Here is a 12,423-nt window from a genome sequence, read left to right on the forward strand (position 1 = left end):
TTAGCCGCGGCCCACAACAATAATGTCTCGCTGAACGACCTGGCCCCGCTTTCTCTCTGGAATTCGTTCGCGTCCGGGCCGTAAGGCTAAGTCTTTACTCTTATTCAAGACAGGTCGAATGACATCTTTTGGGAAAAACCTGTAGATCACAAGGCCTGTTCCTTTCAGGAGTGGGCGGGTATCCATTCGAATCGATCCGTCCGTGGAATTGATCACTGGCAGAGTCATTGCGATTCTTCCGTCAGCTCTGAGTATTTTCACCATGCTTTTGAGAGCGTCATTGTACAACTCAGTCAACTCTTTCATGGTTGCTCTTGCAGATTGAAGATCTGGTTTGCCAAGGTAGACTGGGCCTAGATGTGGTTCTGTTGCAATACCATCTACGGTCTCTGTGAATATCTCATGGACTTGACGTGCGTCACCACGAGCGATCTCAAAGTCGATACGCTCATCCAGTTCGTGACCCAACCATCGGAGATTAGTTCGGGCACCTTGCACTGTATCTGGATCTATGTCTACTCCTCGGACTCGTATCCCTTGGAGTGCGGCCTCCATGAGAAGCGTTCCGGTCCCACAGAAGGGATCAAGCACGACATCACCTTCCTTCACTCCTGCAAAATTCAGAAGTGTCCTGCAGATCTTCGGGCTTGTACTGATCTCATTTGTGACATATGGTCTGGCCTCGTCCCTGTATTGTTGTAGCTGTGAATCATAGACCGTTAGGGTGTGGCCGATATAGACCTTGGAGTCCATCACACCGATGAGAATCTCCGCATTAGGTGGATGTAACAGGTTATGTTTTGCAATCGTCTGTGGCCATAATGCAGTGGTCGGTCTATCTGGATCTCGTCTATCCGGTTCAGCATAGAGATAGTATGCTGCCTTTCGGGCTCCGGCCTCAAGCAGGCGATGTTTCATTGCCTCACTGAGGTTCTTGATCAATCTGGTCAGGTCTATCGTATCCCTATTCGACAGGGGGTACGCGCTGACTCCAAATGAGATTCGTTTGGCTCTTGGCTTTGGCCAGACTATGTTCAGCCATGGACATTTGAGGAATAGGTCCCGATCTCTTTTCTTGTAAGACCCCCTTCTGGGATATGCATGTTGGACAAGTTCTCGATTAAGGACCATGATGGTGCGCCCGATCTTGTATGCCCCACCAAGAGCGGTCTGTATCTCTGCAATAGACTCGTTGTCCAACTCCTGATCGATGTCTGCAACAACAACTGTCCTAGAGTGATCCACAATCTTTACGTCAAGACCACGATTCTCAAGGCAGACTATGAGTTCCGCAATGGAGAGAACCCAATTCTTTCCTAGGACAAACATGTATTCTGTCATTCTTCTCTGTTCTCCAGTCCCTCGAACAGGAACTTTGCATAGAGCGCCCCTTTTACTGGCTCAGGAGTTTCGGATATAAACGTGGGCTTGTATCCAACTTCTTGAACGATCTCAAGTAGTGGCAGGATGTCAGGACCCCATTCTTCCCCTAATGGTCGATGGGCCTTTTCTCCAGCTTCGGTATATGTGATTCCACTGATATGAAAATGCATATTCTTGGTAAAGAGGTCTCCAAGACCCTCTTCGAATCTGTTGAGTACTTCAAGGAAGCTATCGCGGTCATTTATGCCCCCCTGTGTCCGTGCATATAGATGCGCCCAATCTATGGTCGGGATACACCCCTCAACCTGTTGGCATAACCCAATGATCTCCTCCTGAGACCCAAACATGCTCAGTTTCCCTGCGATCTCCGGAGCCAACACGACTTCTTTCGGACTCCGATCGCTCTTTGCCCAGACTTCCTGAAGTGCATCTCTCACGACTTTAAAGGCATCCTCTTTACTGAGACCGCCATAGCCTCCCGGGTGAAATACAATTCTCTTCACACCCATCTTAGGAGCCCAGTGCAATCCATTGATCAAACGCAGCTTGGACTTCTCTCGCGTCTCAGGGTTTTTTGAGGCTAGGCTGATGTAATATGCTCCGTGCATGGTCATCATCACCCCCGCTCTCTCGGAATGCTCACGGATCTGTTGAGAACGCTCCTCACTCATACGAAGTCCTCTAACGGCTGCATACTCGAGCACATTGAGGCCAAGTTCCTTTAAAATCGAGAAGACATGCTCGATCTTCCCCTTTGCTTCGGCTGGGTATCCAGCTGGTCCAAATCTGACAGCGCCCAGTATCATTCCTCCAAAGTAAACTCCCATGAGCAATATGCGTCATCGGGGTGTTCATCAGGTGGGCAGAATCGACATCGCGTCTTTATCCGTGGGTCAATAGTCTTGGCAAACTCGGTATACTCAATGATCCCTACCGATTTGCATGGGAAGTCCGGAAGGCCCTTTCTCTTTCGTGCCACCTGAACCCGGCACGAGTTCATCGTGAATATGAGCTTGTTCTCACCATCCCACTCGGTAGACTGTGTGTTGAGTGCAGCATAGACTCTGTATCCCAATGCCTTTTCCAGTGCCTTGAGACCACCGCCTTCAGGGATGTTGAACTCACGCATGATCCGTTTGGCCTCGATGGGAGAAAAAATCCTCCATGCCTCACGATCCATTTCCATTGCTACATCCATGCCATACTTTTTCTCAAGTGAGAGAAAGTAAGCGCCGTCCATTGCCTGCCAGGCTTTAGCATAGGCATCTATGAGTTTGAGGAGAGTTTCCCTGTCCATATCTTCAAAGGTCATGGTTTCTCACGTTCGTCTATCTGGGACTCTCTCCTGAATAATACTTTAGGTTGGTCTCTGATTGTCGGAAGTCTTTAATGACGTATCCGTCCGAGGTATAATGAGGCGATGATAGTGTCTGAAGAACAACCACCGACACAACGACGGACTGACCCAAAGGCGTTCATATCCATATTGAGACCCCAGAATTGTATTATTGGTGGTCTCACCGTCATTGCAGGCATTGCGATTGCCTACCGCATGAATCCAATAGGTACGATCCATGACTATTGGCTAAACTTTCTCTTTGGTTATATCACCTACTTCTTTGTGGCCGGGGGTGGAAATATTGTCAATGATATTTTCGACATCGAGATTGACAAGATTAACCGGCCTCACCGAGCACTTCCGAGTGGACGGATGAGTATTCGTCAGGCTTGGGCATATGTAGTCTTTCTGAGCGCACTGGGCGTGATCTTTGCGGCTCTAAATGGAATCTATGGATCTCTTGTTGTTATGGTGTTTCTTATTGTCGGGTATGCCTATGCCTCAAAGGTCAAAGAACTTGGACTCGCCGGGAACTTTCTTGTTGCGTTCTCTTTTGCGTTTGGTGTTATCTACGGTTCTTTTGTCTATGGTGAACTAATCAATTTCTATTTCATCCCTCTCCCCTCATGGTTATTCTTCATCACTGCTTTTATGATCCTTCAGGCACGTGAAACTATCAAGGGCGCAGAGGATGTCGAGGGTGACGCACTGCGTAATGTCCGCACGATTGCGCGTGTCTACGGGTATAAGGCAGCAGCCGCAGTGTCATTTGTGTTCAATCTTATCGGAGTCGTCTGCTACTTTCTCATCTGGTATCTGGGTTTTGCGAGCTGGAATCTCTGGCCTCTTCTCGTTCTTGGAATGGCAGTGGTCTTAGGTGCTGCGTTTGCCCCGCTCAAGGATCCATCCAATAAGAAGGCATTACTCATCGGTAGCACTCTGGATAAGGTGGGGGCACTTGTGGGTCTTATTGCATTCGTAATAATTCCACTCTATGGACTCATCTTCTAGAGATATAGAGTTGCCAACTGCCACAGAACACTTGGGCATGTATGGACACTGGGGATAGGATCTTACATACTCCCGACCACATCTCACGAATGACCTTAACCATGATGGTGAGGTATCTATTGTCCACCGCCGCTAGTGGGCTGACTATGAACCTACTGACCAAGATCGCCCCACTTACAATCAATGTTTCATTGAGAATCCCACTTAATGGTGCAGGTGTGGCGGGCACTCGACCACTAGCAATAGTGCATGGGCTTCAAAAAAGAGGTTTATTTATATTAAATAAACGCTAGTATCAAGTGATTACCGTGTTGTCATAAGAAGCATCAGATTGAGCATCGATGAAGGCAAAGTTTTTCTTGAAACGATGAGAGATAGAGAGGAGGCATTTAGCTTGCTCACAAAGGTCAAGGATCTTACAGTAGAGGAGCTACGCACCCTTATCTCAGACGTTTTCAGGGACACATTAGAAGATCTCTCTGGTCTTTCGAGTGACACGTATCTCCAATCAGTTGAAGAGGCAAGACAGGATTATCGGGAGGGGCGAGTGAAATCATTCGAGGAAGCCTTTGATGTATAAGATTCTTCTCACTCGTAGGGCACTCAAAGACTTGAAGAAGTTGGATATTGCAACAAGAAGACGGATTGCTGCCGCAATCAAAGATTATGCACAAGAGCCTCTGTTTTATACCAGAAAACTAATTCACCCGAAACTTGGAATGTAAAGATTCAGAATTGGGGAATATCGTGTCATTTTTGATATTGATCACGATACGATTGTGATTCTAAGGATTGGACACAGAGGTACAATATACAAGTAATCGTTGATTGTGATTGCTACCAGAGAACGCCTCTTGTCGTCACGGATGTGGGGCGTCAATGCACCTGCCAAAATGTCCACATCAGCACAATCATACACGCAAGTGAGACAAGAAATGCCCATTCGGTCGAAGTATCGTGCGCCTCTCTAATACCAAATATAAGGAGGAATCCGACCCATGCAAAGGACGCTGCTGTTGCATAATCTAACATAATCCAGAATCCTGAACTATGTATTGCCATTACTATGGCTGCCCAAGTTCCTGGATTGCTCACGTTAAACGATCCTGGTATTGCCAGAAGTACAACAAGTGCCGCCAATCTAAAGAGTACCACTGGGAATATACTATACCCTACTATAGATAGGGTCTTCATCTTGCCTCCAGTACCACCAGTGATCTTGAAGGCGAGATGTGCAAATCCCGTTCCGAGGATCAAAAACACCATCCCCAGGAGTATGTTCGTCACGATCGAGGCCAACGCCCCTGCATAAAATGGCATACTATCCGATGTTGATAATACACTCGTGTCAACTATCGTGCCATTGACATTGACTGGAACGTACATCTTGGATGCAATTGAGAGATAGTATCCAGTAATGATCAATGCATTGAGAATTATGATAATTAGTGGTCCCGCGGCGTCTGGTTTATGTCCTATATCCCTATAGGTTGGAGCTGGTCTTCTGATCACGCCCCATAACCGTTCAAGTGGCCCCATCATGCGTACATCTGGTGCCTCAGGTCGCTTGAGCATTGGAAGTAGTCGTTCCAACCGTTCCTCTGCAATGGTCTCTTTGCAGACTGGACAAACAGTAGCATCAGCAGGAACTGGGCTGCCACAAAAGGCACAACGCCGTACCATGGGAAATACTCCTTGCAGTTATGGTATGCAATGTGTGCCTCTTGTGTATTTAACTCAATTGTGAGTGAAGAGTTCTCTCATCGATTTTTACCAGAGTCTAAAGTCTTTGAACAATGGAGTCTTATGGACAATGATGAACGGGACCAGTACATCCCATAGATGTTGGACCGTGTTTAGTAGGATGGTATAGTTGATTATCCATGTGGCATCGTTCACGTGAAAGAACAGTGGTACTAGTACAAGGTTCGTGGGTATCATGATCACGATTCTAATAATGTACGCAACCACCATCAACGAAATGTACACGGATGTCTTAGAGAGAAGGTGTCCCTTCTGAAACGCTCCCTTCAGTTTCAGTTGAGTGTAGATTGAGGGAATAATGATCAGTGGTAATGTCGCTAATAGTTTGAATAGCGGTCCCACACCAGTCGGATCCGTAAACCCTAATCCTACAGTACCCACGAGTGCAGTGGCGATTCCCACATACGGGCCTCCAACTAGAAATGCTGCTATCCATACTAAAGAGACTGGGTCGAAGAGTGCGATCCCCCAGTTCAGGCGTGGAAGAAATGTCGCCACAGGTGCAATCGCAATGGACAAAGCTGCAAATACCGCCACTATTGCAAACTTCTTGGTATACTCGCTCTCTTTAGATACTTCTTGAAGCTCTAGTTCTTCTTCTCTCTCAATTTGGTCTTGATCATAACTCTGGTCTTGCATGAGGCGTTGCCTGCTGAACGCCCTTATAACTCTACTCATTGGTCTGATACTACTCAATAATGAGTAAATCAACTCGACTCGGAACGTTGGGCCTCCCTTATGCGTGCACGTGTTAACATCTGCAGAAGGTGTCTTGTGGGATCAAGCCAATCCGGATTAATACGCCACTCAGCCCAATCTATTCCAGAACCAAGTGAGCTTCGACTTAGGATTAGTCTGGCCGACACTAGTTCATTCAGTCCGCTTAAGATTGTGCCAATTGTCACAGCGCCCATGATTGGTCGTACCTGTCTGGCCACCTTGAGCAGATCCGTTGTGGTGACCCAGCCACCATCTTCTATAAGAACACGTAGGATCTTTGATCGCATTGGGTCGGACTCGAGTACTCCTTTAAGGGGTGCGAGATTAATTGGTCTCAGGTGCGTGGCACCACGCTCGGGTGCGATCCATGGACCAGCCTTGGTCTCTCTCTCATGAGGTGGGTCTTCATGACGGGTTCCTAATGGTCCTATTCGGTCCGAGGAGAGAGTCATTGTTGGTGCTTTTGAGAAGTCCCTCTCAAATTCTTGTATCCACTCATGCTCCCTTCTGTTGTCTTCTCGTGAAAATAGAAGGTCTTTTTCTGAACTATCGTGAGTTCGTGGATCATGTTCTGATGGTCGAAATACCATGTGTATTGCACCCATGTGTTGTAGGACATATCCTCTTTTCAAAGGCTGTAATATCGAGTGTGCGATTCCATTGCACAACTCTTATAGGTGTTAATCACTTACACATACGCGGCTGAAAATGACAACTTATGATCCTTTGGATGGAATCTTTTCACGTGGTTTCGAGAGTCCATCCGACTTTCTCTGCTGTGCGTGTGGACTCAAGACAACAGAAGTTGATACTTATTTTGCCCTTCTCACTGGTGAAAAGACTGTGGAGGAGATCCGCACACTTGTTCATCGTGATAGAACCACAGTGCAGCGTGTCTTGAGCAAACTGCATGACAAGGGTCTTGTGGTACGAGAGGCGCGAACTTTCCCGCGTGGCGGTTACTATTACGTGTACAGAGCGGTCTCGACCGAAGAGGTCAAGGAACGCATACTAAAGCAATTGGATGATTGGTACGAGGCAACACGAAGTTTTCTTTTGAGTAAGTGGCCTCAGGACTGATGTTTTCGCACTGATGCCCTCACCCCAAAGCTTGAAAGCGAAATGTTAGCTCTCCGAAATCGGAGGCCATTCTATTTTGACCGACAAGGCAATAACGATTGATGTGAGAAAAGACCTATTTGGTGCGAATGAAGAGGCCGCATCTATCAATGCGTCCATCTTCAAGGAACATGGTATCAAAGCTATCGACATCATGGGATCTGTCGGAACTGGAAAGACACAGTTAATTGAGGCACTCTGTGAACGGCTCTCTTCGAAATATAATATTCTCATGGTGGCTGGCGACCTTGCAACGACAATTGATGCTGATCGTGTGGCCTCTCATGGTGTAGACACTGTACAGATCAATACGGGAACGGCGTGTCATCTCGATGCGCGTATGGTGCGAGTTGCACTAAAAGAAGTCGATCTCTCAAAGTATAGTCTGGTGTTCATCGAAAATGTTGGAAATCTGATTTGCCCTGCCGGATATCCGCTTGGTGTTGACAAGAAGATAGTGGTGGTGAGCATTACCGAAGGCCCCTACATGATTCGTAAGCATCCCTTGACGATTAAACGGTCTGACATGGTCGTCATCAATAAGGTAGATCTTGCTGAGGCACTTGAGTTCGATGTTGATGCACTTGTTCGTGATATTCGTGAAGTTGATGCCAAGATTCCAGTTGTGAAAGTGAGTGGAAAGACTGGTGACGGAATAGATGACTTGGTGAAAGCACTAGACCTCTAACTTGCTGACTCTTGCTGAAGTAACGTCCGAAGACGTTTCTTGACTCCCTCAATGTGACCAGCGCCCAAGACGGCAACAATCTTGCCATCCACATCTCCTAAGATAGTCTTGAGAGCGCGTGCAATATACTCATCCCGCTCGTCAATCAGCGCTCTACTGATATTTGGGAACTCTTTACGGAACTGGCTCATGATCTCAGAGACCCCTTCTTCTTCTTTGAGGGACTCCATGATCTCGGTAGCATCCTCTCCTTCCTCGTCATCGGTCAGTTCAGGAATCATTCCCGCCATTCGGTATAGTTCATCAAGTGGGACTTGCATGAGTGCCTGCATGGTGACCTGAATTGGTCGATCGATGAGAGCCGTCTTTGCTCCTATTGCCTTTCCCTCCTCGATAGCGGCCATCATCTCTGCGCCGGCATCGGAACCAACCATATCCCCCAAGTTCTTTTCGAGAAGCGCAAATTGTTGCATCAGGTTCTGAACCATGTCCCCTGTTGGAATTGCCTCTACACTTGCCTGTTCCTCTGGTGGATTGAGCATGAGTTCATAGCGTTGTCTGTCAAGTTCAACAGCCACAACATCTGGTCTGTGCTCTCGAATGGTGTTTCTGACCCTCTGAACGCTCTCCGCATCGGTATGGATGACTGGCACAAAGATCACTCTATCAAAGTCCGAGTTCACTGCATTTCACACCGTGTTGGACTTTCACTTCCTTATTGTGGTTACGGTTGTGCAGCTACACTGCGCATCTAGTACACGTGTAATTTTGATGGTGTCGTGGCGACGGTGTTCTTCGAAACAAGAGGACGAGTACAAAGGTTTTTCATTTGAATTACGTGTACTCGGTTCGGTTGACCTCTCATGCGACCTGATATGGATGTAGCATTCTCGAAATTAGCCAGCCCGAGAATGAGAACTGGGACTATTGTTCTTCATGCGCTCTTAGAAAACATTGTAGGTCCTGTCGCGGCACCAAAAGAGATCCGTGACATGATTGAAGCTCTTCCAGGCGAGGAGACCCTCTCCAAGCAATCAATTACCAATGCTGCTCGACGACTGGAGGAACTGGGCCTCCTTGTTCGCCCTACCTCTGGGGGTTATGCCGTTCGGTACGGGTATTTGGTGTCTGTGCTCGTCGCAGCATTGATGGATCTTTGGAAACGTGTAGAAGAACTTGAGGATGAGGTCGATTCACTGAAACGCCCCAAGAAGTGAGTTCATGGCGGAATGGTCGTAGAGACGTCATCTAGGTCGTTGAAGAATGCATTAATCGAGCCACGTGTGACATGTGGCATGACTACAATTCTCATTGTGGGAGGTAATGGTGAGGCGGCCATTCGCCAGCCTCTCTTTTCCATCAAGTCAATGATCGTACTCACAGGCACCTCTCTGCTCTCAATCCCCACTATGTTCATGATTGGCTCAATTGCCGCTTGTAGCATTGGATTGTGCCTCACTCGCTCCATGATATGATCTGTCTGCTCCATGCAGCCTCGTACTATCTCTCGATATCCCTCTCGGCCAAGATGTCTCATGACGGCCCATGTTGCAAGAATTGATGCTGCGGGTCTAGTTCCCAGAATGGATATCTGTGTCGAACTTGCGCCCCTAAGATATGGCACAGTATTCGTGATGACCTTGACATACTTCTTGTCACGAAAGAGAATTGTTCCTGCTGGGATCGGGGCAAGGCCCATCTTGTGTGGATCCACACTGACACTTGTGACTCCATTGACCTCAAATGCGAATCGAAACTTGCCACGGCCAATCTCATTCAGAAATGGGATGACGAACCCGCCAAATGCCGCATCAATATGCAACGGTATCTTGTGATCCCTTGCTATCTCTGCCACTTGTTCAATCGGGTCAATTTGGCCCAAGTAGGTCGTTCCAGCCGTCAGAACGATTCCAATAGTATTCTCGTTGATCTTTTTCTCAATCGCTCTCGGAATCGCCTTGAACTCCTTGTCGACCCGTGTTCTCTTGACCTTCACGCCAAGTAACCATCCCGCCTTATCTACTGACGAATGAGCTGTCTTTGGTGCTATTATCTCCGGGGTCTTGGTTTTTTTCTTGGCTCTCTCTCGATAGGCCAGTATGGCAAGGATATTTGATTCAGTCCCTCCAGATGTGGTCGTGCCGAATGCTTGAGACTCCAGATTGAGCAGATCCCCAATCATCTCTAGGACTTCTCTCTCGACGTGTGCTGATCCTTGAAATGTGTGCAGGCGTCCAGCATTTTTTTCAAGTGTCCTCGCAAAGACCTCGGTCCCAAGGCTATGTGGAATTGTGGACATTGAAGCAACAGGATGTCCGCTGCTATAGGTGGAATCCGCCTCTAACAATTGGTCCAGTCTTCTCAGGACCTCATCTCTGCTCGTGCCATGTTCTTCAAGCATCGACTCGACTCCGTAGTTACCTTCGAGCGCAGTACGAACTACTAACAGTTTAAATCATTGTGGCATGGAGCGGATCTTGATGGCTCGTTCTCTCTATAGTCAAGTACTGCTGCCTGTCTGATCAGAAATAGAGAAGAGATGGGGCCCGAGGCGGGAATCGAACCCGCCGCTAGAGATCCACAGTCTCCAAGGTTCAAGTGGGTCCTTCATCTTCCGATGTGGACCAGCCACTACCCCACTCGGGCCATTGCTGATTGTGGCACATTGTTGATGGCTTTAATAATTTTCCGCTACTAAGATTTTCATGGCGCTTTGATTCTGCAAGCCCTCATAATTCGCAATTATGTGATCTTAGTAATCCGCTGTATTCTACATGTTCTCACTTGCTGCTTAATAGTGATGGTGATCAATCTCGTGATCATCATCCGGCAGTGAGAATGTAAATAGCCGTGCATACTCTATACCTGTGAGCCCCTCAATTTTATTTGCGAGGTCTTCGATGTCCTTTCTATCTCCACGAATAGTGAGTGCTTCAAAGCAATGACTATGTGTCAGGTGGACATGAACGGTCGAGATCACATGTGCCTTTGAGCTATGCTGGACCCGGATCAGCTCGGCCATCAGTCTGGGCTGGTGATTGTACACTATGTTCAGTGTCGCAAGATGTCCCTCTTGTTTGGACTCCCACTCGCACTGATTAATGAACACTCTCATAGCATCTCTGATCGCCTCGGATCGCCCAACATATCCACGAGCACGTACAATCTCGTCAAAACGTTCCAAAAGATCTTCCGGGATGGAGACTCCAAATCTCTTCAGGTCTTTACTCTCTTGTTCGGTCATTGCATTTTCTCTCGCGGTAGGTTACTAGTGACACAACCGTGTTGTAATCGTAGCACAAATTTACAATAAGTAACACTCTTAAGTAGCTTTGGTTTGGCCCGACTTGACGAACACTTGGAGTAACTAACTTTGCATGTACCTGATGGCGTATTTCCATTATGGCTGCAGATCCTGATGTGGATTGTGAGCGGTAGTATGATTGTCATATCCGTTCGGCAGCTGAACAAAAAATTCGACGAGCGGACAGTACCCTACCTTGGGGTCTTAGCGGCTGTGATCTTCGCAGCACAGTATGTCAACTTTCCAGTGCCCCCCTCGAGTGGGCATCTCGTTGGGACAACACTGATTGCGGTGATGCTCGGGCCTTGGGCGGGTATCTTGGTCATTGCCCTTGTGCTCTTTGTGCAGGCATTATACGGTGATGGCGGAATGCTGACCTACGGCATCAATCTGTTCAATATGGGCGTCTTTTCCAGTTTCTTTGGCTGGTTCCTAGCGATAGTATTGTTCAAGGCTCTCAAAAAGAAGATGAGCGAGAAGAATGCGGTTCTCATTGGTGCATCGGTCGCATCCTACATCACGGTCGTTGTTGCAGCGATGATTCTTGGTCTTGAATTGCAGACAGTACCCGGCTTCGGAGTGGCCGGTCTGGTCGCAATCACTGGCATTCATGCACTGATCGGGATTGGTGAGGCGATTCTGACCTTTGTCATACTGCTGTACTTTGTGAAGGCGCATCCACAGGTCATCTCATTTTTGACCGGAAGCGAGGTCTCGGAGATGGCAAGTGTGACTGAGGCACCATGGGCAAAGCCTGCGGAATAGGAGGTCTAAGAATGGAGAAAGATGAACTCACTAAATTTGTACTTCCTGTTGTAGTCGTTGTGATTGTGATTCTTGCTGTGGTGATTCTAGCTGGTCTTGCTTCAAGCAATCCCGATGGCTTTGAATGGGCACTGTTCGTCTTTGCTGGCGCGCCCGAGCCCTCGGGTGGCTTCGAGGGGATCTGGACCTTTTTGGGAGAGGGCCCAATCATAGAGGCTATAACCGGAATCATCGGCGTCGTGATTGTATTGGTTATCGGTATGTTGTGCTTCAAGGTCCTCTCTCGCCAGAGCGCATAATGCCTACCGAAACCATCACTATGAATTGAGT

The 12,423-nt window shown here is 47.8% G+C and carries 19 protein-coding genes and 1 tRNA gene; 9 read left to right on the top strand and 11 right to left on the bottom strand.

The annotated features are described in order from the left end of the window. From K9W43_01995 to K9W43_02005, 3 genes are read right to left on the bottom strand one after another with little or no spacing between them, the layout of a single operon-like run. Positions 1-1,341, bottom strand: a complete 1,341-nt coding sequence (locus K9W43_01995) for a methyltransferase domain-containing protein (GenBank protein ID MCF2135987.1) — start codon at positions 1,339-1,341, stop codon at positions 1-3. Then, positions 1,338-2,210, bottom strand: coding sequence for a TIM barrel protein (locus tag K9W43_02000; protein ID MCF2135988.1), 873 nt, complete (start codon positions 2,208-2,210; stop codon positions 1,338-1,340). The genes K9W43_01995 and K9W43_02000 overlap by 4 nt, the downstream gene beginning before the upstream one ends. Beyond that, positions 2,186-2,695, bottom strand: a complete 510-nt coding sequence (locus K9W43_02005; protein ID MCF2135989.1) for a DUF6125 family protein — start codon at positions 2,693-2,695, stop codon at positions 2,186-2,188. The genes K9W43_02000 and K9W43_02005 overlap by 25 nt, the downstream gene beginning before the upstream one ends. Positions 2,696-2,809: 114 nt before the next feature. Here K9W43_02005 and K9W43_02010 point away from each other — a divergent pair, with 114 nt between their 5' ends. Further along, on the top strand, positions 2,810-3,733 hold the full coding sequence (locus K9W43_02010) for a geranylgeranylglycerol-phosphate geranylgeranyltransferase (GenBank protein ID MCF2135990.1): 924 nt from the start codon (positions 2,810-2,812) through the stop codon (positions 3,731-3,733). On the opposite strand, the gene K9W43_02015 is transcribed toward K9W43_02010, so the two are convergent. Next, positions 3,723-3,962, bottom strand: a complete 240-nt coding sequence (locus tag K9W43_02015) for a hypothetical protein (GenBank protein MCF2135991.1) — start codon at positions 3,960-3,962, stop codon at positions 3,723-3,725. The two genes, K9W43_02010 and K9W43_02015, sit on opposite strands and share 11 nt — an antisense overlap. A gap of 102 nt (positions 3,963-4,064) precedes the next feature. On the opposite strand from K9W43_02015, the gene K9W43_02020 reads away from it, so the two are divergent. The 3 genes from K9W43_02020 to K9W43_02030 are packed head-to-tail and all read left to right on the top strand — an operon-like array spanning position 4,065 to position 4,554. Beyond that, positions 4,065-4,313 (top strand): hypothetical protein, encoded by a 249-nt coding sequence (locus K9W43_02020; GenBank protein ID MCF2135992.1) that lies wholly within the window; start codon positions 4,065-4,067, stop codon positions 4,311-4,313. Further along, positions 4,306-4,458 (top strand): hypothetical protein, encoded by a 153-nt coding sequence (locus K9W43_02025; protein ID MCF2135993.1) that lies wholly within the window; start codon positions 4,306-4,308, stop codon positions 4,456-4,458. The genes K9W43_02020 and K9W43_02025 overlap by 8 nt, the downstream gene beginning before the upstream one ends. Positions 4,459-4,467: 9 nt before the next feature. Further along, complete coding sequence (locus tag K9W43_02030) at positions 4,468-4,554, top strand: type II toxin-antitoxin system RelE/ParE family toxin (GenBank protein MCF2135994.1); 87 nt, start codon at positions 4,468-4,470, stop codon at positions 4,552-4,554. A 55-nt stretch (positions 4,555-4,609) separates the two neighbouring features. Here K9W43_02030 and K9W43_02035 read toward each other — a convergent pair whose 3' ends face one another. The 3 genes from K9W43_02035 to K9W43_02045 all read right to left on the bottom strand — a co-directional run bounded on the left by K9W43_02035 (position 4,610) and on the right by K9W43_02045 (position 6,807). Further along, a complete protein-coding gene (locus K9W43_02035; GenBank protein MCF2135995.1) occupies positions 4,610-5,416 on the bottom strand; it encodes a YIP1 family protein in 807 nt (268 codons plus the stop codon). An 87-nt stretch (positions 5,417-5,503) separates the two neighbouring features. Continuing rightward, the gene (locus K9W43_02040; protein MCF2135996.1) at positions 5,504-6,175 is read right to left on the bottom strand and encodes a hypothetical protein; all 672 of its coding nucleotides are present in this window, start codon (positions 6,173-6,175) and stop codon (positions 5,504-5,506) included. A 29-nt stretch (positions 6,176-6,204) separates the two neighbouring features. Beyond that, positions 6,205-6,807, bottom strand: a complete 603-nt coding sequence (locus K9W43_02045) for a hypothetical protein (protein ID MCF2135997.1) — start codon at positions 6,805-6,807, stop codon at positions 6,205-6,207. Positions 6,808-6,925: 118 nt separating this feature from the next. Between K9W43_02045 and K9W43_02050 the strand changes: the two genes are divergently transcribed. Both K9W43_02050 and hypB read left to right on the top strand, forming a co-directional pair. Continuing rightward, the gene (locus tag K9W43_02050; GenBank protein ID MCF2135998.1) at positions 6,926-7,297 is read left to right on the top strand and encodes a hypothetical protein; all 372 of its coding nucleotides are present in this window, start codon (positions 6,926-6,928) and stop codon (positions 7,295-7,297) included. 76 nt (positions 7,298-7,373) lie between these two features. Next, complete coding sequence (gene hypB / locus K9W43_02055) at positions 7,374-8,024, top strand: hydrogenase nickel incorporation protein HypB (protein MCF2135999.1); 651 nt, start codon at positions 7,374-7,376, stop codon at positions 8,022-8,024. Here the strand turns inward: hypB and K9W43_02060 are convergent. Continuing rightward, positions 8,021-8,707, bottom strand: a complete 687-nt coding sequence (locus tag K9W43_02060) for a TraB domain-containing protein (protein ID MCF2136000.1) — start codon at positions 8,705-8,707, stop codon at positions 8,021-8,023. The two genes, hypB and K9W43_02060, sit on opposite strands and share 4 nt — an antisense overlap. A gap of 180 nt (positions 8,708-8,887) precedes the next feature. Between K9W43_02060 and K9W43_02065 the strand changes: the two genes are divergently transcribed. Further along, entirely contained in the window at positions 8,888-9,241 is a 354-nt protein-coding gene (locus K9W43_02065) for a MarR family transcriptional regulator (GenBank protein MCF2136001.1), read from the top strand. A 2-nt stretch (positions 9,242-9,243) separates the two neighbouring features. Here K9W43_02065 and mfnA read toward each other — a convergent pair whose 3' ends face one another. From mfnA to nikR, 3 genes are all read right to left on the bottom strand, one after another. Further along, entirely contained in the window at positions 9,244-10,425 is a 1,182-nt protein-coding gene (gene mfnA, locus K9W43_02070) for a tyrosine decarboxylase MfnA (protein MCF2136002.1), read from the bottom strand. A 139-nt stretch (positions 10,426-10,564) separates the two neighbouring features. Further along, positions 10,565-10,670: transfer RNA gene (locus tag K9W43_02075), tRNA-His, on the bottom strand. Between the two features lie 145 nt (positions 10,671-10,815). Next, on the bottom strand, positions 10,816-11,268 hold the full coding sequence (gene nikR, locus K9W43_02080) for a nickel-responsive transcriptional regulator NikR (protein ID MCF2136003.1): 453 nt from the start codon (positions 11,266-11,268) through the stop codon (positions 10,816-10,818). Between the two features lie 129 nt (positions 11,269-11,397). Between nikR and K9W43_02085 the strand changes: the two genes are divergently transcribed. Continuing rightward, entirely contained in the window at positions 11,398-12,093 is a 696-nt protein-coding gene (locus K9W43_02085; protein MCF2136004.1) for an energy-coupling factor ABC transporter permease, read from the top strand. Between the two features lie 11 nt (positions 12,094-12,104). Beyond that, positions 12,105-12,392 carry a hypothetical protein gene (locus K9W43_02090; protein MCF2136005.1) on the top strand — a complete coding sequence of 96 codons (288 nt, stop codon included), beginning with the start codon at positions 12,105-12,107 and terminating at the stop codon, positions 12,390-12,392. Positions 12,393-12,423 lie beyond the last annotated feature (31 nt).

This window comes from Candidatus Thorarchaeota archaeon (assembly GCA_021498125.1).
In the GTDB taxonomy this organism is placed as follows: Archaea; Asgardarchaeota; Thorarchaeia; order Thorarchaeales; family Thorarchaeaceae; genus B65-G9.

What these genes read in the sequence shown, in the direction of transcription:
- K9W43_01995 (MCF2135987.1), bottom strand. Translation starts at nt 1,341, where the DNA reads ATGACAGAATACATGTTTGTCCTAGGAAAGAATTGGGTTCTCTCCATT.
- K9W43_02000 (MCF2135988.1), bottom strand. Translation starts at nt 2,210, where the DNA reads ATGGGAGTTTACTTTGGAGGAATGATACTGGGCGCTGTCAGATTTGGA.
- K9W43_02005 (MCF2135989.1), bottom strand. Translation starts at nt 2,695, where the DNA reads ATGACCTTTGAAGATATGGACAGGGAAACTCTCCTCAAACTCATAGAT.
- K9W43_02025 (MCF2135993.1), top strand. Translation starts at nt 4,306, where the DNA reads ATGTATAAGATTCTTCTCACTCGTAGGGCACTCAAAGACTTGAAGAAG.
- K9W43_02035 (MCF2135995.1), bottom strand. Translation starts at nt 5,416, where the DNA reads ATGGTACGGCGTTGTGCCTTTTGTGGCAGCCCAGTTCCTGCTGATGCT.
- K9W43_02040 (MCF2135996.1), bottom strand. Translation starts at nt 6,175, where the DNA reads ATGAGTAGAGTTATAAGGGCGTTCAGCAGGCAACGCCTCATGCAAGAC.
- K9W43_02045 (MCF2135997.1), bottom strand. Translation starts at nt 6,807, where the DNA reads ATGGTATTTCGACCATCAGAACATGATCCACGAACTCACGATAGTTCA.
- K9W43_02050 (MCF2135998.1), top strand. Translation starts at nt 6,926, where the DNA reads ATGACAACTTATGATCCTTTGGATGGAATCTTTTCACGTGGTTTCGAG.
- K9W43_02065 (MCF2136001.1), top strand. Translation starts at nt 8,888, where the DNA reads ATGCGACCTGATATGGATGTAGCATTCTCGAAATTAGCCAGCCCGAGA.
- mfnA (MCF2136002.1), bottom strand. Translation starts at nt 10,425, where the DNA reads ATGCTTGAAGAACATGGCACGAGCAGAGATGAGGTCCTGAGAAGACTG.
- nikR (MCF2136003.1), bottom strand. Translation starts at nt 11,268, where the DNA reads ATGACCGAACAAGAGAGTAAAGACCTGAAGAGATTTGGAGTCTCCATC.
- K9W43_02090 (MCF2136005.1), top strand. Translation starts at nt 12,105, where the DNA reads ATGGAGAAAGATGAACTCACTAAATTTGTACTTCCTGTTGTAGTCGTT.